The following is a 15,569-nucleotide window of genomic DNA, read 5'->3' on the forward strand; positions in this document are numbered from 1 at the left end:
CGAACCGCGAGAGGGCGCGACACCGCCCCGACACGGGCGTACGCGACACTGCCCCCATGGGGGACGGCGGCCGGTGAGCACGACGGTCACGCTCGCGCTCGGGATCGGTGCCGTCGTCGTGCTCGTCGCGGCCGTCGCGCTGCGCCTCGCGGACCGGCTCGGCCTGCCCAGCCTGCTGCTCTACCTGGCCCTCGGCGTGGGGCTGGGGGAGAGCGGCCTGGGCATCCAGTTCGAGGACTTCGACCTGGCGGCCAACCTCAGCATCGCCGCGCTCGTGGTCATCCTGGCCGAGGGCGGGCTCACCACGCGGTGGGACGACATGCGCCGTGCCCTGGGGCCGGGGGTCACCCTGGCGACGGTCGGCGTGGGCGTCAGCGTCGTCGTCACCGCGTCGTTCGCCGTCTGGCTGCTCGACGTCGAGTGGGGGTTCGCCCTGCTGCTCGCCGCGGTCATCGGCTCGACCGACGCCGCCGCGGTGTTCGCCGTCCTCCGCCGGTTGCCGCTGCCGCGCCGGCTGGTGGCCGCCGTCGAGGCCGAGAGCGGGCTGAACGACGCGCCGGTGATCCTGCTGGCCGCGGCGCTGATCTCGCAGCTCAAAGGCGGTGAGACGCACGCCTGGTACGTCGTCGTCGGGGAGCTCGCCGTCGAGCTGGCCGGGGGTGCGCTCATCGGCCTGGCCGTCGGTTCCGGCGGCGGCTGGCTGCTGCGCCGCGTCGCGCTCCCCGTGGCCGGGCTCTACCCGCTGGCCACGCTCGCGATCTGTGTGCTCGCGTTCTCCGGCGCCAGCCTCGCCCACACCTCGGGGATCGTCGCGGTCTACCTCTGCGGCGTCGTCCTCGGCAACGTCCGCATGCCGCACCGGTCGGCCAGCATCGGCTTCGCGGAGGGCGCGGCGTCGCTGGCCCAGATCGGGTTGTTCGTGCTGCTCGGGCTGCTGGTCTCGCCGGGCCGGCTGCCCGACGCCGTGGTCCCGGCGCTGCTCGTCGGCGCCGCGCTGCTGCTGGTGGCCCGGCCGCTGTCGGTGCTCGCCAGCCTCGTCTGGTTCCGCTGGCCGCTGCGCCACCAGGCGTTCGTCTCGTGGGCCGGGCTGCGCGGCGCCGTGCCGATCGTGCTGGCCACCTTCCCGCTCACCGGCCGGGTCCCCGACGCCACGATGATCTTCGACACCGTGTTCGTCCTCGTCGTGGTGTTCACGGTCGTGCAGGGCGGGCTCCTGCCCGCGGTCACCCGGCGGCTGGGCATCGCGGCTCCCGCCATCCCGCGCGACGTCGACGTGGAGTCCGCGCCGCTGGACGAGCTCGACGCCGACCTGCTGCAGCTCACCGTCCAGGCCGGCTCCCGGCTCCAGGGCGTCTACCTGCCCGAGCTGCGGCTGCCCGAGGACGCCGCGGTGGTGCTCGTCGTGCGCGACGGGCGATCGTTCGTCCCGGACGAGCAGACCCGGCTCAGGCGAGGCGACCAGGCGCTCATCGTCACCGCCCGGCGCTCGCGTCGGGAGGCCGAACGGCGGCTGCGGGCGGTCAGCCGGGCCGGCCGGCTGGCGACCTGGCGCGGGGAGACCGGCGCCCCCACCGGCGCGGACTGAGCCCTCGCTCCGCTCGGTGGGGCTGCGGGCCCTGCACCGGTCGTGCGAAGGTGGCGGCCCGGCCAGTGCTGCGACCGACGGAGTTCGCCATGCGCTTCCTCTTCCGGCCCCCGGCCACCGAGGCGGCCGAGCTGCTCGGCCTGCCCTGGGACCGACCGCTCGAGGAGTGGGACGACAGCCTGCTGCTCGAGGTGCCGCAGCGCGGCATCTCCCGGCACGTCGTGCGGTTCGTCGCCGCCGGCGGGCACGTCTACGCGCTCAAGGAGATCGCCGAGCGGCTGGCCCGGCACGAGTACGGGCTCCTGGCCCGCTTCGAGGAGGAGGGGCTGCCGGCGGTCAGCGTGCTGGGCATCTGCGTCGACCGCCCCCTCGACCAGCAGGCGATCCTGGTGACCCGCTACCTCGAGTACTCGATGTCCTACCGGTGGCTGTTCTCCCGCCCGCCGGGGGACCACTCCGCCGAGCAGCTGCTCGACACGATGGTCGTGCTGCTCGTGCGGCTGCACCTGGCCGGCGTCTTCTGGGGCGACTGCTCCCTGTCGAACACGCTGTTCCGGCTGGACGCGGGCACGCTGGCCGCCTACCTGGTCGACGCCGAGACCGTCGAGCGCTACCCGTCGCTCACCCCGGGGCAGCGCCGCGGCACGACGTCGACCTGGCCCGCGAGCGGGTCGGCGCCGAGCTGCTCGACCTCCGCTACGGCGGGCTGCTGCCCGAGGGCATCGACCCCGTCGAGGTCGCCGACAGCCTGCCGCCGCGCTACGAGTCGCTGTGGGAGGAGGTCACCCGGGAGGAGACCTTCTCGCCCAACGAGCAGCAGTACCGCGTCGCCGAACGGCTCCGGCGGCTCAACGAGCTCGGCTTCGACGTCGGGGAGGTGGAGATCGTCACCTCGCCGGAGGGCGCCCGGCTGCGCGTGGAGACCCGGGTCTCCGAGCCCGGGCACAACCGGCGGGAGCTGTTCCGGCTCACCGGCCTGGAGGTGCAGGAGCGGCAGGCGCAGCGGCTGCTCAACGACGTCCGCGCCTACCGGGCGCACCTGGAGCAGCGCACCGGCGAGCCGGTGCCCGAGCCGACGGCGGCGCACCGCTGGCTGGCCGACGTCTACCAGACGGTGATGGCCGCCATTCCGCCCGAGCTGGCCGGCCGGCTCGCCCCGGCGGAGATCTTCCACGAGGTGCTCACGCACCGCTGGCTGCTCTCCGAGCGGGCCGGCCGGGACGTCGGGACGGCGGAGGCGGCGCGCTCGTACGCGCAGAACGTCCTCCCGCGCACACCCCCCGAGGTCACCACACCGTCGGTCATCGCCGAGCGCGCGACCGGCCGCTGAGCGGCGCGTACGGCCGCCGCGCCGGGCGGGAACGGCATCGGTCACGGCGCGGTATCGGTTCGAATTGACAGCCCCTGTGGCCTGCACCACGCTCCGAGCACCCCTCTTGATCAGCTCGCGAGGCGCCAACGGAGGCGATGACCGATGCCGAACGCTCCTGGCCGTTCCGGATCCCGGGGGCGCGCTCCCGCGCCTGCGAGGGCGGTGCCCCGATCAGGGCGACGAGGGATGGCCGGCGCCGCTGCGCTGCTGGTGGCGGCGGGCACCCTCGCCGCCTGCGGCGGCGACAGCGGCGGACCGCCGACCCTGACCTGGTACACCAACCCCGACGCCGGCGGGCAGGCCGAGATCGCGTCCCGGTGCACCGACGCCGCCGAGGGGCGCTACCGGATCAGCACCGCGGTCCTGCCGCGGGACGCGGCCGGGCAGCGCGAGCAGCTGGTCCGCCGCCTCGCCGCCTCGGACTCCTCGATCGACATCATGAGCCTGGACCCGCCGTTCATCCCGGAGTTCGCCGAGGCCGACTTCCTCGCCCCGGTGCCCGACGACGTCGCCGAGCGGGTGACCGAGGGCGTCGTGCAGAGCGCCGTCGAGGGCTCGACCTGGCGGGACGAGCTGGTCGCCGTCCCGTTCTGGGCCAACACGCAGGTGCTCTGGTACCGCGCCTCGGTCGCCGAGGCCGCGGGGCTGGACATGAGCCAGCCGGTGACGTGGGACGACGTCATCCAGGCCGCCCAGGACCAGGACGTGCTGATCGGCGCGCAGGGGGCCCGGGCCGAGTCACTCACCGTGTGGTTCAACGCGCTCATCGAGTCCGCCGGCGGCTCGATCATCGACGAGAACGCCGACGCCCCCGAGGACATCACCCTGGGCCTGGACACCGAGCCCGGGCGCCGCGCGGCGGAGGTCATGCGGGCGGTGGCCGACTCCGGCCAGGTCTCCTCGGCCTTCTCCACCGAGAACGAGGACGCCTCGGCCACCGGGTTCGAGGGCGAGCGCGGCGGCTTCCAGGTCAACTACCCCTTCGTCTACGCCCGCGGTCAGGGTGCGGTGGAGGCGGGCAGCCTGGAGCAGTCGGTGGTCGACGACTACGCCGCCGCGGTCTACCCCCGCGTCGACGAGGACACCCCGGCCGCCCCGCCGTACGGCGGCATCAACCTCGGCATCGGCGCCTTCAGCGCGCACACCGACCTCGCCTTCGAGGCGGCCGAGTGCATCGTGAGCGAGGAGAACCAGGCGTACTACTTCGTGCACGACGGCAACCCGGCGTCGAAGGCCGCGGTCTTCGACGACCCGGACGTGCAGGAGGCGTTCCCGCAGGCCGACGTCATCCGGGAATCGCTCGAACTGGCCGCCCCGCGGCCGCAGACCCCGTACTACAGCGAGGTCTCCGGCGGCATCCAGCGCGAGTACCACCCGCCGGCGTCGGTGGACCCGGAGTCCACCCCCGCGACGGCCACGGAGTTCATCACCGCCGTCCTGGCAGGAGAGCAGTTGCTATGACGCAGACGACGATGCCCCCGACGGAGAAGACGCAGCCGGTCTCCGCCCCGCACGGCACGATCAGCGACCGGTCGAAGGCCGAGCGCAAGCTCGGCTGGCTGCTGGCCGGCCCGGCGTTCTTCGTGATGCTGGCCGTCACGGCCTACCCGATCCTGCAGGCCGCCTACGAGTCGCTGTTCTCCTACCGGCTCACCGACCCGGACAACCGGTCGTTCACCGGCCTGGACAACTACTGGGTGATCCTGACCGACAGCCTGTGGTGGAAGGCCCTGGGCGTGACGATGCTCATCACCGTCGTCACGGTGCTGGTCGAGCTGGTCCTCGGCTTCGCGCTGGCGATGGTGATGGCCAAGGCGCTGTCCTCGATCCGGCCGATCATCCGGGCGGCCATCCTCATCCCGTACGCGGTGATCACCGTCGTCTCGGCGTTCGCCTGGCAGTTCGCCTTCGACATCAACACCGGGTTCGTGAACAGCTGGTTCGCCTGGCTGCCCGGCGTCTCCGCCGACACCGACTGGTTCGGCGGGACGGGCACCTCGCTGCTGGTGATCTGCCTGGCCGAGATCTGGAAGACCACGCCGTTCATCTCGCTGCTGCTGCTCGCGGGCCTGGCCCAGGTGCCCGAGGTGCTGCAGGAGGCGGCGAAGGTCGACGGCGCGACCTGGTGGCAGCGGCTGTGGCGGGTGACGCTGCCGAACATGAAGGCGGCGATCATGGTCGCGCTGCTGTTCCGCACCCTGGACGCCTTCCGCGTCTTCGACACGATCTTCGTGATGACCAACGGTGCCAACAGCACCGAGTCGGTGTCCTTCCTGGCCTACCGGCAGACCATCTCGCGGCTGGAGATCGGGCTGGGCTCGGCCGTCTCCGTGCTGCTCTTCCTGTCCGTGGTGCTGCTCGCCACGATGTTCATCAAGGCCTTCAAGGTCGACCTGGCCTCCGCGAGAGGGGAAGGCTGATGTCCCGCAAGGAGAAGACCTGGTGGTGGATCGGCGGGGCGGCGATCCTCGTCTACTGCCTGTTCCCGATCGCCTGGATCGTGTCGGTCTCGTTCAAGAAGCCGTCCGACCTGGCCAACAAGTCGTTCCTGCCCGACGGCGGGACCTGGGAGAACTACAAGGGCATCTTCACCGGCAGCGGCGGTGACCTGTTCCTGCCGGCGCTGCGCAACAGCTTCGGCATCTGCCTGATCGCCACCGCGATCTCCTGCCTGCTGGCGATGTTCGCCGCCTACGGCATCGCCCGGCTGGACTTCCCGGGCAAGAAGCTGATCCTCTCGACCGCGCTGGTCGTGGCGATCTTCCCGGGGTGATCTCGATCGTGACGCCGCTGTTCAACGTGTGGCGGCAGATCGGGCTCTACGACACCTGGCCCGGCCTGATCATCCCGTACCTGTCGCTGACCCTCCCGATCTCGATCTGGACGATGTCGGCGTTCTTCCGTGAGATCCCGTGGGAGATGGAGCAGGCGGCGCAGGTCGACGGCGCGACCACCTGGCAGGCGTTCCGCAAGGTGATCGTCCCGCTGGCGGCGCCCGGGGTGTTCACCACCGCGATCATCGCCTTCTTCATCGCCTGGAACGACTTCGTCTACGGCATCTCGCTGACCTCGACCAGCGCGGCCCGTCCGGTGCCCGCCGCACTGGGCCTGTTCTCCGGTGCCTCGCAGTTCGAGGACCCGACCGGTGCGATCGCCGCGGCCGCCGTGGTCGTGACGATCCCCGTCGTCCTCCTGGTCCTGCTCTTCCAGCGGCGCATCGTCGCCGGCCTCACCAACGGCGCGGTGAAGGGATGACCCCCGCACCGGCGCCCCGGCTCACCCCCACCCCACCCACCCAGCGAGGGGACTCCTGATGGCCTCGATCGAGATGAAGAACATCGTCAAGCAGTACGGCGACGGGTTCCCCGCGGTGAACGACGTCAGCCTGGACATCGCCGACGGCGAGTTCATGATCCTGGTCGGGCCGTCGGGCTGCGGGAAGTCGACGCTGCTGCGGATGATCGTCGGCCTGGAGGACATCACCAGCGGCGACATGCTCATCGGCGGCAAGCGGGTCAACGACCTCGCGCCGCGGGACCGGAACCTGTCGATGGTCTTCCAGAACTACGCCCTCTACCCGCACATGACGGTGTTCGAGAACATCGCCTTCCCGCTGCGGCTGGCCAAGATGCCCGACGACGAGGTGCGCCGCCGCGTCACCGAGGCCTCCGACGTCCTGGAGCTCAAGGACCACCTCGAGCGCAAGCCGGCCAACCTCTCCGGTGGCCAGCGGCAGCGCGTGGCCATGGGCCGGGCCATCGTCCGGCAGGCCGAGGCGTTCCTCTTCGACGAGCCGCTGTCCAACCTCGACGCCAAGCTGCGCGGTCAGATGCGCACCGAGATCTCGCGGCTGCAGCGCCGGCTGGGCATCACCACGGTCTACGTCACCCACGACCAGACCGAGGCCATGACCCTCGGCGACCGGGTCTGCGTCCTGCGCAAGGGCAAGATCCAGCAGGTCGCCTCCCCGCGGGAGCTCTACGAGCAGCCGGTCAACCTGTTCGTCGCCGGGTTCATCGGCTCGCCGCCGATGAACTTCCTGCCGGCGACGCCGAAGGGCGACCGGCTGGAGACGCCGTTCGGCGAGATCGTGCTGGACGAGAAGCGGGCCGCCGCCGTCGCCGGCCACGAGCTGCTGCTGGTCGGCATCCGGCCGGAGTACTTCGAGGACGCCTCCCTGGTGGAGGAGGCCAAGCGGCCGCACGGCTCGGTCTTCACGGCCCGGGTCGACGTCACCGAGTGGCTGGGCGACTCGCAGTTCGCCTACATCCCCTACGACGCGCCCGAGTCGATCCGGAAGCAGCTGCGCGACCTGTCCCGCGAGCTGGACTCCGAGGAGCTGCGCACCCAGGCGATCGTCTCGATCGACTCCACCAGCCGGATCCGCGAGGGCCGCGAGGCGGAGTTCTGGCTGGACACCCGCAAGGTGCACGTCTTCGACCCGGAGACGGGGGAGAACCTCACCCGCGACGCCGAGGCCGGTGCCGAGCTCACCCGCATGGCCACCCAGGACCGGGAGGAGCAGCAGGAGCACGCGCGCGGGGAGTCCATCGGGGCGGCCTGAGCGAGGGGCCGGCGGGGGCGGCGCAGCCGGGTGCCCGCGGACGGCGCGGCTATCGTCGTCGGCGTGACCGAGCAGCCCGACCCCGTCGGCGCCCCGGCGGCCCGCCCCCGCACGCGGCTGCTGCTGCTCCTGGCCGCGGCGGTGCTGCTGGTGGACCTCGCGACCAAGCTGGTCGTCGTCGCCACGGTGGAGCCCGGCGAGGACATCACCGTCCTCGACGGGGTGCTGTACCTGACCCACCTGCGCAACACCGGTGCGGCGTTCTCCTTCGCCGAGGGCTTCACCGTCGTGTTCACGCTGGTGGCGCTGGCGGTCGTCGCGGTCATCGTGCGCACCGCCCGGCGGCTGTTCTCCACCGGCTGGGCGGTGACCCTCGGGCTGGTGCTCGGCGGCGCGGTCGGCAACCTGGTCGACCGCGTCTTCCGCGACCCGGGCTTCCTGCGCGGGGGAGTCGTGGACTTCATCGCCGTCCTCGACCCCGACGGGCGGGCCTGGCCGGTCTTCAACGTCGCGGACTCCGCGATCGTCTGCGGCGGGGTGCTGGGCGCGGTCCTGGCGTTCCGCGGGATCGACTTCGACGGCACCCGCGCCCACGCGGGGACGGCGGGCTCCACCGACCGGGACAGCCCGACCGTCACAATGGGGGAGTGACCAGCGCTCCCGGCTCTCCCGCGTCCGGGATCCACCGTGCCCTGCCCGTCCCCGACGGCCTCGAGGGGCAGCGGGTCGACCAGGCGCTGGCCCGCCTGTTCGGCCTGACCCGCAGCGTCGCGGCCGAGGTCGCCGACGCGGGGAACGTGCTGGTCGACGGCCGGGTCCGGGGCAAGGGCGACCGGGTCAGCGGGGGCAGCTGGCTCGAGGTCGAGCTGCCGCCACCCCCGGGCGAGCCGGTGGCGCCGCGGCCGGTGGAGGGCATGGCGATCCTGCACGACGACGACGACCTGGTCGTCGTCGACAAGCCCGTCGGGGTCGCCGCGCACCCGAGCCCCGGGTGGGACGGCCCGACCGTCATCGGCGGCCTCGCCGCCGCCGGCTACCGCGTCTCCACCTCCGGCGCCGCCGAGCGGCAGGGCGTCGTGCACCGCCTCGACGCCGCGACCACGGGCGTGATGGTCGTCGCCAAGAGCGAGCGCGCCTACACCGCCCTCAAGGCGGCGTTCAAGGAGCGCAGGGTCGAGAAGGGCTACCACGCGCTGGTGCAGGGGCACCCCGACCCCTCGCGGGGCACCATCGACGCGCCGATCGACCGGCACCCCCGGCACGACTGGCGGTTCGCGGTGGTCCAGGGCGGGCGCCCGTCGGTGACCCACTACGAGGTGATGGAGGCCTTCCCGGCCGCCAGCCTGGTCGACATCCGGCTGGAGACCGGGCGCACCCACCAGATCCGGGTGCACTTCTCGGCGCTCCGGCACCCCTGCGTCGGCGACACGACCTACGGCGCCGACCCGACCCTGGCGGCCCGCCTGGGCGTGAGCCGCCAGTGGCTGCACGCCGTCCGGCTCGGGTTCCCGCACCCCGCCGACGGCACCTGGGTGGAGTTCACCAGCGAGTACCCGGCCGACCTCGCCGGCGCGCTGGCCGTCCTGCGCGCCGAGGCCTGACCGGGCGGTGGGGGACCAGCCGTGAGCGGGCTGCCGGACTCGCTGGCCGACTTCGGCCCCGCCGCATTCGCGGCCGCGGTCGTCGCCGTCTACCTGGTCGTCGGTGAGCCGGTCGCGGGCCACGTCCTGCACCGCCGCTTCGAGGGCCGGCTGCGGAGCGACCCCGGCGCCCGGCGCTCCTTCTACGGCCGGCTGCTGGTCCTCGAGTGGGGCCTGGCGCTGCTGGCGCTGGTCGTGTGGCTCTCCGCCCCCGGCGTGGACGCCGCCGCCGTCGGGCTGGCCTGGCCGCGGTCGCCCGGCCCGCTGACGCTGCTGCTCGTCGTCCTCGTGCTGCTCTTCGTCGGCGCCTCCACCCGGGCGCTGCGGGGCGGTGCGCTCACCGAGGCCCCGCAGCCCGTGCGGCCCGCGGCCGGGAGCCGGGCCGGCCGGCACGCCGAGCCGCCCGGGCAGGCGACGCTGGCGCTGCTGCCCCGGACGCCGGGGGAGCGCCGGCTGTTCACCGTCGTCGGGCTGACCGCCGGCATCTGCGAGGAGTGGCTCTACCGCGGCTTCTTCCTCGCCGTCGTGGCAGCGGTCGCCGGGGGCCTGCCCTCGGCCGTGCTCGTGCTCGTCGCGGCGGTCGCGTTCGGCCTGGCGCACGCCTACCAGGGCCGCGCCGGCATCGTGCTCACCGGCGTGCTCGGCGGGGTGATGGCCGCCCTCTACCTCGGGACCGGGTCGCTGCTGCTCCCCGTGCTGCTGCACGCGGCCATCGACCTACGCTTCCTGCTCGTGCCCACCCGCGCCCTGCCCGCCGGACGACCGGCGTGGTGACCGCACGCGTCGCCGGCCCCGCCGACTGGCCCGAGATCGCCGCCCTGCGCACCCGCGTCTTCGTCGAGGAGCAGGGGGTGCCGCCCGAGATCGAGCTGGACGAGCGGGACGCCACCGCCGTCCACGTGCACGCCCGGGACGACGCCGGACGCGTCGTGGCGACCGGGCGGCTGCTGCTCCCCGACGACGGCGGGACGACGGCGTCCCTGGGGCGGATGGCGGCCGACGCCTCGGCGCGGGGCCGCGGGTACGGCGCCGCCGTGCTGGCCGAGCTGCACCGCCAGGCCGTGCTCGGCGGGATGACCGCGATCGAGCTGCACGCGCAGCTCACCGCCCGCGGCTTCTACGAGCGGGCCGGCTACACCGCCGTCGGGGACGAGTACCTCGAGGCCGGTATCGCGCACGTCACCATGCGCCGCGAGCTGCCGTGACGCCGCTCCGGCCTGCGCTGCCGCGGGCGGACGGGGCGGGTGTGACGGATCGGTCCGGCCGGGCGCCGACACGTCCTGTCAGACCCTCGGCGTAGACAGCTTCCAGTGCGAGGATCGAGGGCACCCCGAGCCACCTCTCCCGAGGCCTCGCACACCGGTCTTCCCCACCGGTCGCCCACCGGAGGACCGCCGGCCGGGCACGCACGACCACCGAGGAGCACCGACCGCCCGTGAGTTCGTCCGATTCGTTCGCGCACCTGCACGTGCACACCGAGTACTCGATGCTCGACGGTGCGGCCAAGCTGCCCGAGGTGACGAAGGCGGCCGCCGAGCAGGGCATGCCGGCGCTGGCCATGACCGACCACGGCAACGTCTTCGGGGCCTACGACTTCTACAAGCAGGCCACCAGCGCGGGCGTGAAGCCGATCATCGGCATGGAGGGGTACTACACCCCGGGCTCGCGGTTCGACCGCGCCCCGTTCGACTTCGGCGACAAGCTCCTCGACGAGGAGGGCGACGGCGGCTCCAACCGGGGCAAGGCGGCGTACACGCACATGACGCTGCTGGCCCGCACCACCGAGGGGATGCACAACCTCTTCCGCATCTCCTCGCTGGCCAGCCTCGAGGGGCAGTACCGCAAGCCGCGCTTCGACCGCGACCTGCTCGAGCGCTACGGCGCGGGCCTGATCGCCACGACCGGCTGCCCGTCGGGCGAGGTCAACATGTGGCTGCGCGCGGGCAAGGAGGACAAGGCGCGCCAGGCGGCGGCGGACTTCCAGGACATCTTCGGGAAGGAGAACTTCTACGCCGAGCTGATGGACCACGGCCTGTCCATCGAGAAGAAGACCCGCCCGGCGCTGATGGCGATCGCCAAGGACCTCGGCATCCCGCTGCTGGCCACGAACGACCTGCACTACACGCACAAGGAGGACTCGGCCGCCCACGACGCCCTGCTGTGCATCCAGACCGGTTCGCGGCTCAACGAGCCCAACCGCTTCCGGTTCAACGGCGACGGCTACTACCTGAAGAGCGCCGCGGAGATGCGTGCGCTGTTCCCCGGTGAGCTGGCGGTGGCCTGCGACAACACGCTGCTGGTCGCCGAGCAGTGCGAGGTGACCTTCACCGAGGGCGCCGACCTCATGCCGCGCTTCCCCCTGCCCGAGGGGGAGGACGAGACCTCCTGGTTCATCAAGGAGGTGGAGCGCGGGCTGCACAAGCGCTACCCCAACGGCATCCCGGACCACGTCCGCAAGCAGGCCGACTACGAGACCGGGATCATCTGCCAGATGGGCTTCCCGGGGTACTTCCTCGTGGTCGCCGACTTCATCAACTGGGCCAAGGACAACGGCATCCGCGTCGGCCCCGGCCGTGGCTCGGCCGCCGGCTCGCTGGCCGCGTTCGCGATGGGCATCACCGATCTCGACCCGCTGGCCCACGGCCTGATCTTCGAGCGGTTCCTCAACCCCGAGCGCGTCTCCATGCCCGATGTCGACATCGACTTCGACGACCGCCGCCGCGGCGAGGTCATCCGGTACGTGTCGGAGAAGTACGGCGAGGAGCGGGTCAGCCAGATCGTCACCTACGGGACGATCAAGGCCAAGGCCGCGATCAAGGACGCCGCCCGCGTGCTCGACCGGCCCTACTCGGTCGGGGACGAGCTCACCAAGCTCATGCCGCCGGACGTCATGGGCAAGGGCATCCCGCTGTCGGGGGTCTTCGACCCGGCGCACCCCCGCTACAAGGAGGCCGCGGAGTTCCGCGCCCGCTACGAGTCCGACCCCGGTGCCGCGGAGGTCGTCGACCAGGCGAAGAAGCTCGAGGGCCTGAAGCGGCAGTGGGGCGTGCACGCCGCCGGCGTCATCATCGGCCGCTACCCGCTGATCGACTCCATCCCGATCATGCGCCGCGAGGCCGACGGCGCGGTCATCACGCAGTTCGACTACCCGACCTGCGAGACGCTCGGCCTGCTCAAGATGGACTTCCTGGGCCTGCGCAACCTCACCGTCCTCGACGACGCGCTGCGCAACATCGTGATCAACGGCAAGGAACCGGTCGACCTCGACGAGATCAGCAAGGACCTCACCGACCCGGCGACCTACGCCCTGCTCTCCCGGGGCGAGACGCTCGGGGTCTTCCAGTTCGACGGCGGCCCCATGCGCTCGCTGCTGCGGCTCATGCGGCCGGACAACTTCGAGGACATCTCCGCCGTCGGCGCGCTCTACCGGCCCGGCCCGATGGGTGCGAACTCGCACACCAACTACGCGCTGCGCAAGAACGGCCAGCAGGAGATCACGCCGATCCACCCCGAGCTGGCCGAGCCGCTCGAGGAGATCCTGGGCGGCACCTACGGCCTGATCGTGTACCAGGAGCAGGTCATGGCGATCGCGCAGAAGGTCGCCGGGTACTCCCTCGGCAAGGCCGACCTGCTGCGCCGGGCGATGGGCAAGAAGAAGAAGTCCGTCCTGGACGCGGAGTTCGTCGGGTTCGAGGCCGGCATGAAGGCCAACGGCTTCTCCGCCGCGGCGATCAAGACGCTCTGGGACATCCTGGTCCCGTTCGCCGACTACGCGTTCAACAAGGCGCACTCGGCGGCCTACGGCCTGATCTCCTACTGGACGGCCTACCTCAAGGCGAACTACCCGGCCGAGTACATGGCCGGCCTGCTCACCAGCGTGCAGGACGACAAGGACCGCCGGCCGGTCTACCTGGCCGAGTGCCGCCGGATGGGCATCAAGGTGCTGCCGCCGGACGTCAACGAGTCCTCCTGGGACTTCACCGCCGTCGGCAACGACATCCGCTTCGGCCTGGCCTCGGTGCGCAACGTCGGGACCAACGTCGTCGACTCGATCGTCAAGACGCGCGAGGAGAAGGGCGCGTTCAAGGACTTCCCCGACTTCATGAAGAAGATCGACACGGTGGCCTGCAACAAGAAGGTCATCGAGTCCCTGGCCAAGGCCGGCGCCTTCGACTCCATGGGGCACTCGCGGCAGGGCATCGTCGCCATCCACGCGCAGGCCGTGGACTCGGCGATGGGGCTCAAGCGCAAGGAGGCCGAGGGCCAGTTCGACCTGTTCGGCAGCTTCGGCGAGGGTGACGCGGCCGAGGACCCGTTCGGCAGCGCGCTGGACATCGTCATCCCGACCGCCGACTGGTCGAAGAGCGAGCGGCTGGTGTTCGAGCGGGACATGCTCGGCCTCTACGTCTCCGACCACCCGCTGCACGGCGTGGAGCACGTGCTCGCCCAGAACGCCGACACCCCGATCGCCGAGATCAACGCCGGCGGGGTCGAGGACGGCGCGAACGTCACCATCGCCGGCATCCTCACCGCGGTCTCGCCGCGCACCAACAAGCAGGGCGCGCCCTGGGCGATCGCGACGCTGGAGGACCTCGAGTCCGGCATCGAGGTGCTCTTCTTCCCCAAGACCTGGGCGGAGGTCTCGGAGAAGGTCGTCCGCGACCAGATCGTCGTGGTCAAGGGCCGGATCAGCCGCCGCGACGACCAGCCCTCGCTGTTCGGCTCCGAGGTGACGCTGCCCGAGCTGACCGAGGGGCCGCGCGGCCCGGTGCTGGTCTCGATGGCGGCCGCGCGCTGCACCCCGCCGGTGGTGGAACGTCTCCGCGAGGTCCTGGGCAGCCACCCGGGCACCACCGAGGTGCAGCTCAAGCTGGTCAACGGCAGCCGCGAGACCGTGCTGCGCCTGGACCAGGGCCTCCGGGTCCGGCCGAGCACCGCGCTGATGGGCGACATCAAGGCGCTGCTCGGGCCCACCAGCGTCGCGATCCTGTGACCACCCCGCCGCCGGCACCGGTGCTGCCCGACCTCGTCGCGGCGGCGGCGGCCACCGACCGCTGGCAGCCCCGGCAGGAGCTGCGCGCGGACCTGCGCGCCGCGGTCTGGCTGGTCCTGGGTCTGGCCGCGGCCGGCGTGCCGGCCGGGCTGGTGTGGTGGCTGCTCGCGCCGCGGGCGGACTTCCGGATCACCGAGGACGGCCCGGTCGTGGTCGGCTCCCCGTCCGCGGAGCTGCTGGTGGCCGACGACGCCGTCTTCGTGCTGGTCATGGCCGTGGTCGGGCTGCTCGCCGGCGTCGTCGCCTGGCTGCTGCGCCGCCACCGCGGCGTCGCCCTGCTCGTCGCCCTCGCACTGGGGGCGACCGCCTGCGGGGTGGTGGCCTGGCTGGTCGGCGAGCTGTTCGGCGAGGGGCCGACGGCGGCCGAGCTGGCCGACGTCGGCGGCACGGTCACCACCGGCCTGGACCTGGGGGCGCTGGCCGCGCTCGCCGTGGCGCCGTTCGTCGCGCTGCTGGGGTACGTGGTCGGCGTGGTGATCAACGCCGACGACGGCCTGGGCCGGACGGGGACGCCCCCGGTCAGTTGACCGTCATGGGGGTGGCGAAGCGCTGCAGCGGTGCCGGGACCGCCCCCAGCTCGCGCAGCAGCGTGAGCTCGCGCCGCAGCAGCCGCGTCTCCGCCGCCAGCCGGCGCCGGGTGGTCGACTCGGCCAGCAGCACCTGCCGGTCCTCGGTGGTGAGCAGCGCCGCCGAGGCGACCAGCCAGGACAGCGCCGCGGGGTCGTCGGCCACCGCCGCGAGCAGTGCGGCCCGCTCGGCGTCCTCCCCGCCGCTGCCGGCCCCGAGGTCGGCGACCTCGTCGACGTAGTCGGTGAACAGCTCCTGCACGCCCGAGGCCAGCACCGCCAGCGAGCCCCGGGCGACCGAGGCGGCCACCGCGTCGAGGTCCTCGTCGCACTCGGCCGGGCCCTGCGCGGTCGCCGTGCCGGGGAGGGCCAGGCCGTCGGCGTCGCCCGCGGCCTCCTCGGCCGCCTCCTCGTCGGCGAGCCACTCGACCTCGCCCTGCAGGTAGGGCGGGTCCTCGCCGACGACGACGTCGCGCAGCCGGAACCGGTCGCCGCCCACGGTGACGATGCGGAAGCCGCCGTCGGCCTGCGGGCGCACCAGCTGCAGCCGCGCGGTGCAGCCGATGTCGTACAGCGCCTCGGCCGGCGCCACGCGCTCGACCTCCCAGCCCTGCCGGATCGCGACGACACCGAAGAACCGCTGCTCGCTCTCCTCCGGCATCGCCAGCAGGTCGAGCACCAGCCGCCGGTAGCGCGGCTCGAAGACGTGCAGCGGGAGGACGACACCGGGGAACAGGGGAGTGCCGAGCGGGAACAGCGGGATCAACTCACCCATCCCGGCAGCCTACG

General features: G+C 72.7%; 14 protein-coding genes and 1 pseudogene. 14 read left to right on the forward strand and 1 reads right to left on the reverse strand.

The window, feature by feature from the left end:
- The first annotated feature begins 73 nt into the window (after positions 1 to 73).
- The 14 genes and pseudogenes from JKP75_RS07525 (at position 74) to JKP75_RS07580 (ending at position 14,741) form a co-directional block, all read left to right on the forward strand.
- Positions 74 to 1,585 carry a potassium/proton antiporter gene (locus JKP75_RS07525; RefSeq protein ID WP_200491944.1) on the forward strand — a complete coding sequence of 504 codons (1,512 nt, stop codon included), beginning with the start codon at positions 74 to 76 and terminating at the stop codon, positions 1,583 to 1,585.
- An 89-nt stretch (positions 1,586 to 1,674) separates the two neighbouring features.
- Positions 1,675 to 2,124, forward strand: a pseudogene (locus JKP75_RS20850) (lipopolysaccharide kinase InaA family protein); the annotation flags it as partial.
- Complete coding sequence (locus JKP75_RS23740) at positions 2,010 to 2,915, forward strand: DUF4032 domain-containing protein (RefSeq protein WP_309229618.1); 906 nt, start codon at positions 2,010 to 2,012, stop codon at positions 2,913 to 2,915. The pseudogene JKP75_RS20850 and the gene JKP75_RS23740, both read left to right, overlap by 115 nt.
- Before the next feature lie 228 nt (positions 2,916 to 3,143).
- A complete protein-coding gene (locus JKP75_RS07535; RefSeq protein WP_242471981.1) occupies positions 3,144 to 4,418 on the forward strand; it encodes an extracellular solute-binding protein in 1,275 nt (424 codons plus the stop codon).
- The gene (locus tag JKP75_RS07540) at positions 4,415 to 5,377 is read left to right on the forward strand and encodes a carbohydrate ABC transporter permease (protein WP_200492902.1); all 963 of its coding nucleotides are present in this window, start codon (positions 4,415 to 4,417) and stop codon (positions 5,375 to 5,377) included. Before JKP75_RS07535 ends, JKP75_RS07540 begins: the two co-directional genes overlap by 4 nt.
- Positions 5,377 to 5,730, forward strand: coding sequence for a hypothetical protein (locus JKP75_RS23345; RefSeq protein ID WP_304504626.1), 354 nt, complete (start codon positions 5,377 to 5,379; stop codon positions 5,728 to 5,730). Before JKP75_RS07540 ends, JKP75_RS23345 begins: the two co-directional genes overlap by 1 nt.
- Positions 5,727 to 6,212: a carbohydrate ABC transporter permease gene (locus JKP75_RS23350; RefSeq protein WP_309229619.1), complete on the forward strand. Its 486-nt coding sequence runs from the start codon at positions 5,727 to 5,729 to the stop codon at positions 6,210 to 6,212. Before JKP75_RS23345 ends, JKP75_RS23350 begins: the two co-directional genes overlap by 4 nt.
- A gap of 58 nt (positions 6,213 to 6,270) precedes the next feature.
- Entirely contained in the window at positions 6,271 to 7,521 is a 1,251-nt protein-coding gene (locus tag JKP75_RS07550; RefSeq protein WP_200491940.1) for an ABC transporter ATP-binding protein, read from the forward strand.
- Between the two features lie 63 nt (positions 7,522 to 7,584).
- Positions 7,585 to 8,172 (forward strand): signal peptidase II, encoded by a 588-nt coding sequence (gene lspA / locus JKP75_RS07555; protein WP_200491939.1) that lies wholly within the window; start codon positions 7,585 to 7,587, stop codon positions 8,170 to 8,172.
- Positions 8,169 to 9,122: an RluA family pseudouridine synthase gene (locus tag JKP75_RS07560; RefSeq protein ID WP_309229620.1), complete on the forward strand. Its 954-nt coding sequence runs from the start codon at positions 8,169 to 8,171 to the stop codon at positions 9,120 to 9,122. Before lspA ends, JKP75_RS07560 begins: the two co-directional genes overlap by 4 nt.
- Positions 9,123 to 9,143: 21 nt before the next feature.
- On the forward strand, positions 9,144 to 9,935 hold the full coding sequence (locus JKP75_RS07565; protein ID WP_200491938.1) for a CPBP family intramembrane glutamic endopeptidase: 792 nt from the start codon (positions 9,144 to 9,146) through the stop codon (positions 9,933 to 9,935).
- Complete coding sequence (locus tag JKP75_RS07570) at positions 9,932 to 10,366, forward strand: GNAT family N-acetyltransferase (RefSeq protein WP_200492903.1); 435 nt, start codon at positions 9,932 to 9,934, stop codon at positions 10,364 to 10,366. The genes JKP75_RS07565 and JKP75_RS07570 overlap by 4 nt, the downstream gene beginning before the upstream one ends.
- A gap of 230 nt (positions 10,367 to 10,596) precedes the next feature.
- Complete coding sequence (gene dnaE / locus JKP75_RS07575) at positions 10,597 to 14,154, forward strand: DNA polymerase III subunit alpha (RefSeq protein WP_200491937.1); 3,558 nt, start codon at positions 10,597 to 10,599, stop codon at positions 14,152 to 14,154.
- Complete coding sequence (locus tag JKP75_RS07580; protein WP_200491936.1) at positions 14,151 to 14,741, forward strand: DUF2567 domain-containing protein; 591 nt, start codon at positions 14,151 to 14,153, stop codon at positions 14,739 to 14,741. The genes dnaE and JKP75_RS07580 overlap by 4 nt, the downstream gene beginning before the upstream one ends.
- On the opposite strand, the gene JKP75_RS07585 is transcribed toward JKP75_RS07580, so the two are convergent.
- The gene (locus JKP75_RS07585; RefSeq protein ID WP_200491935.1) at positions 14,734 to 15,555 is read right to left on the reverse strand and encodes an LON peptidase substrate-binding domain-containing protein; all 822 of its coding nucleotides are present in this window, start codon (positions 15,553 to 15,555) and stop codon (positions 14,734 to 14,736) included. The genes JKP75_RS07580 and JKP75_RS07585 overlap by 8 nt on opposite strands.
- Positions 15,556 to 15,569: the final 14 nt, after the last annotated feature.

Source organism: Blastococcus sp. TML/M2B (assembly GCF_016612865.1).
Lineage (GTDB): Bacteria > Actinomycetota > Actinomycetes > Mycobacteriales > Geodermatophilaceae > Blastococcus.

Bases quoted from the DNA above. Each gene is read 5' to 3' on its own strand.
- JKP75_RS07535 (WP_242471981.1), top strand. From the start codon at position 3,144: ATGGCCGGCGCCGCTGCGCTGCTGGTGGCGGCGGGCACCCTCGCCGCC.
- JKP75_RS07540 (WP_200492902.1), top strand. From the start codon at position 4,415: ATGACGCAGACGACGATGCCCCCGACGGAGAAGACGCAGCCGGTCTCC.
- JKP75_RS23345 (WP_304504626.1), top strand. From the start codon at position 5,377: ATGTCCCGCAAGGAGAAGACCTGGTGGTGGATCGGCGGGGCGGCGATC.
- JKP75_RS07550 (WP_200491940.1), top strand. From the start codon at position 6,271: ATGGCCTCGATCGAGATGAAGAACATCGTCAAGCAGTACGGCGACGGG.
- JKP75_RS07585 (WP_200491935.1), bottom strand. From the start codon at position 15,555: ATGGGTGAGTTGATCCCGCTGTTCCCGCTCGGCACTCCCCTGTTCCCC.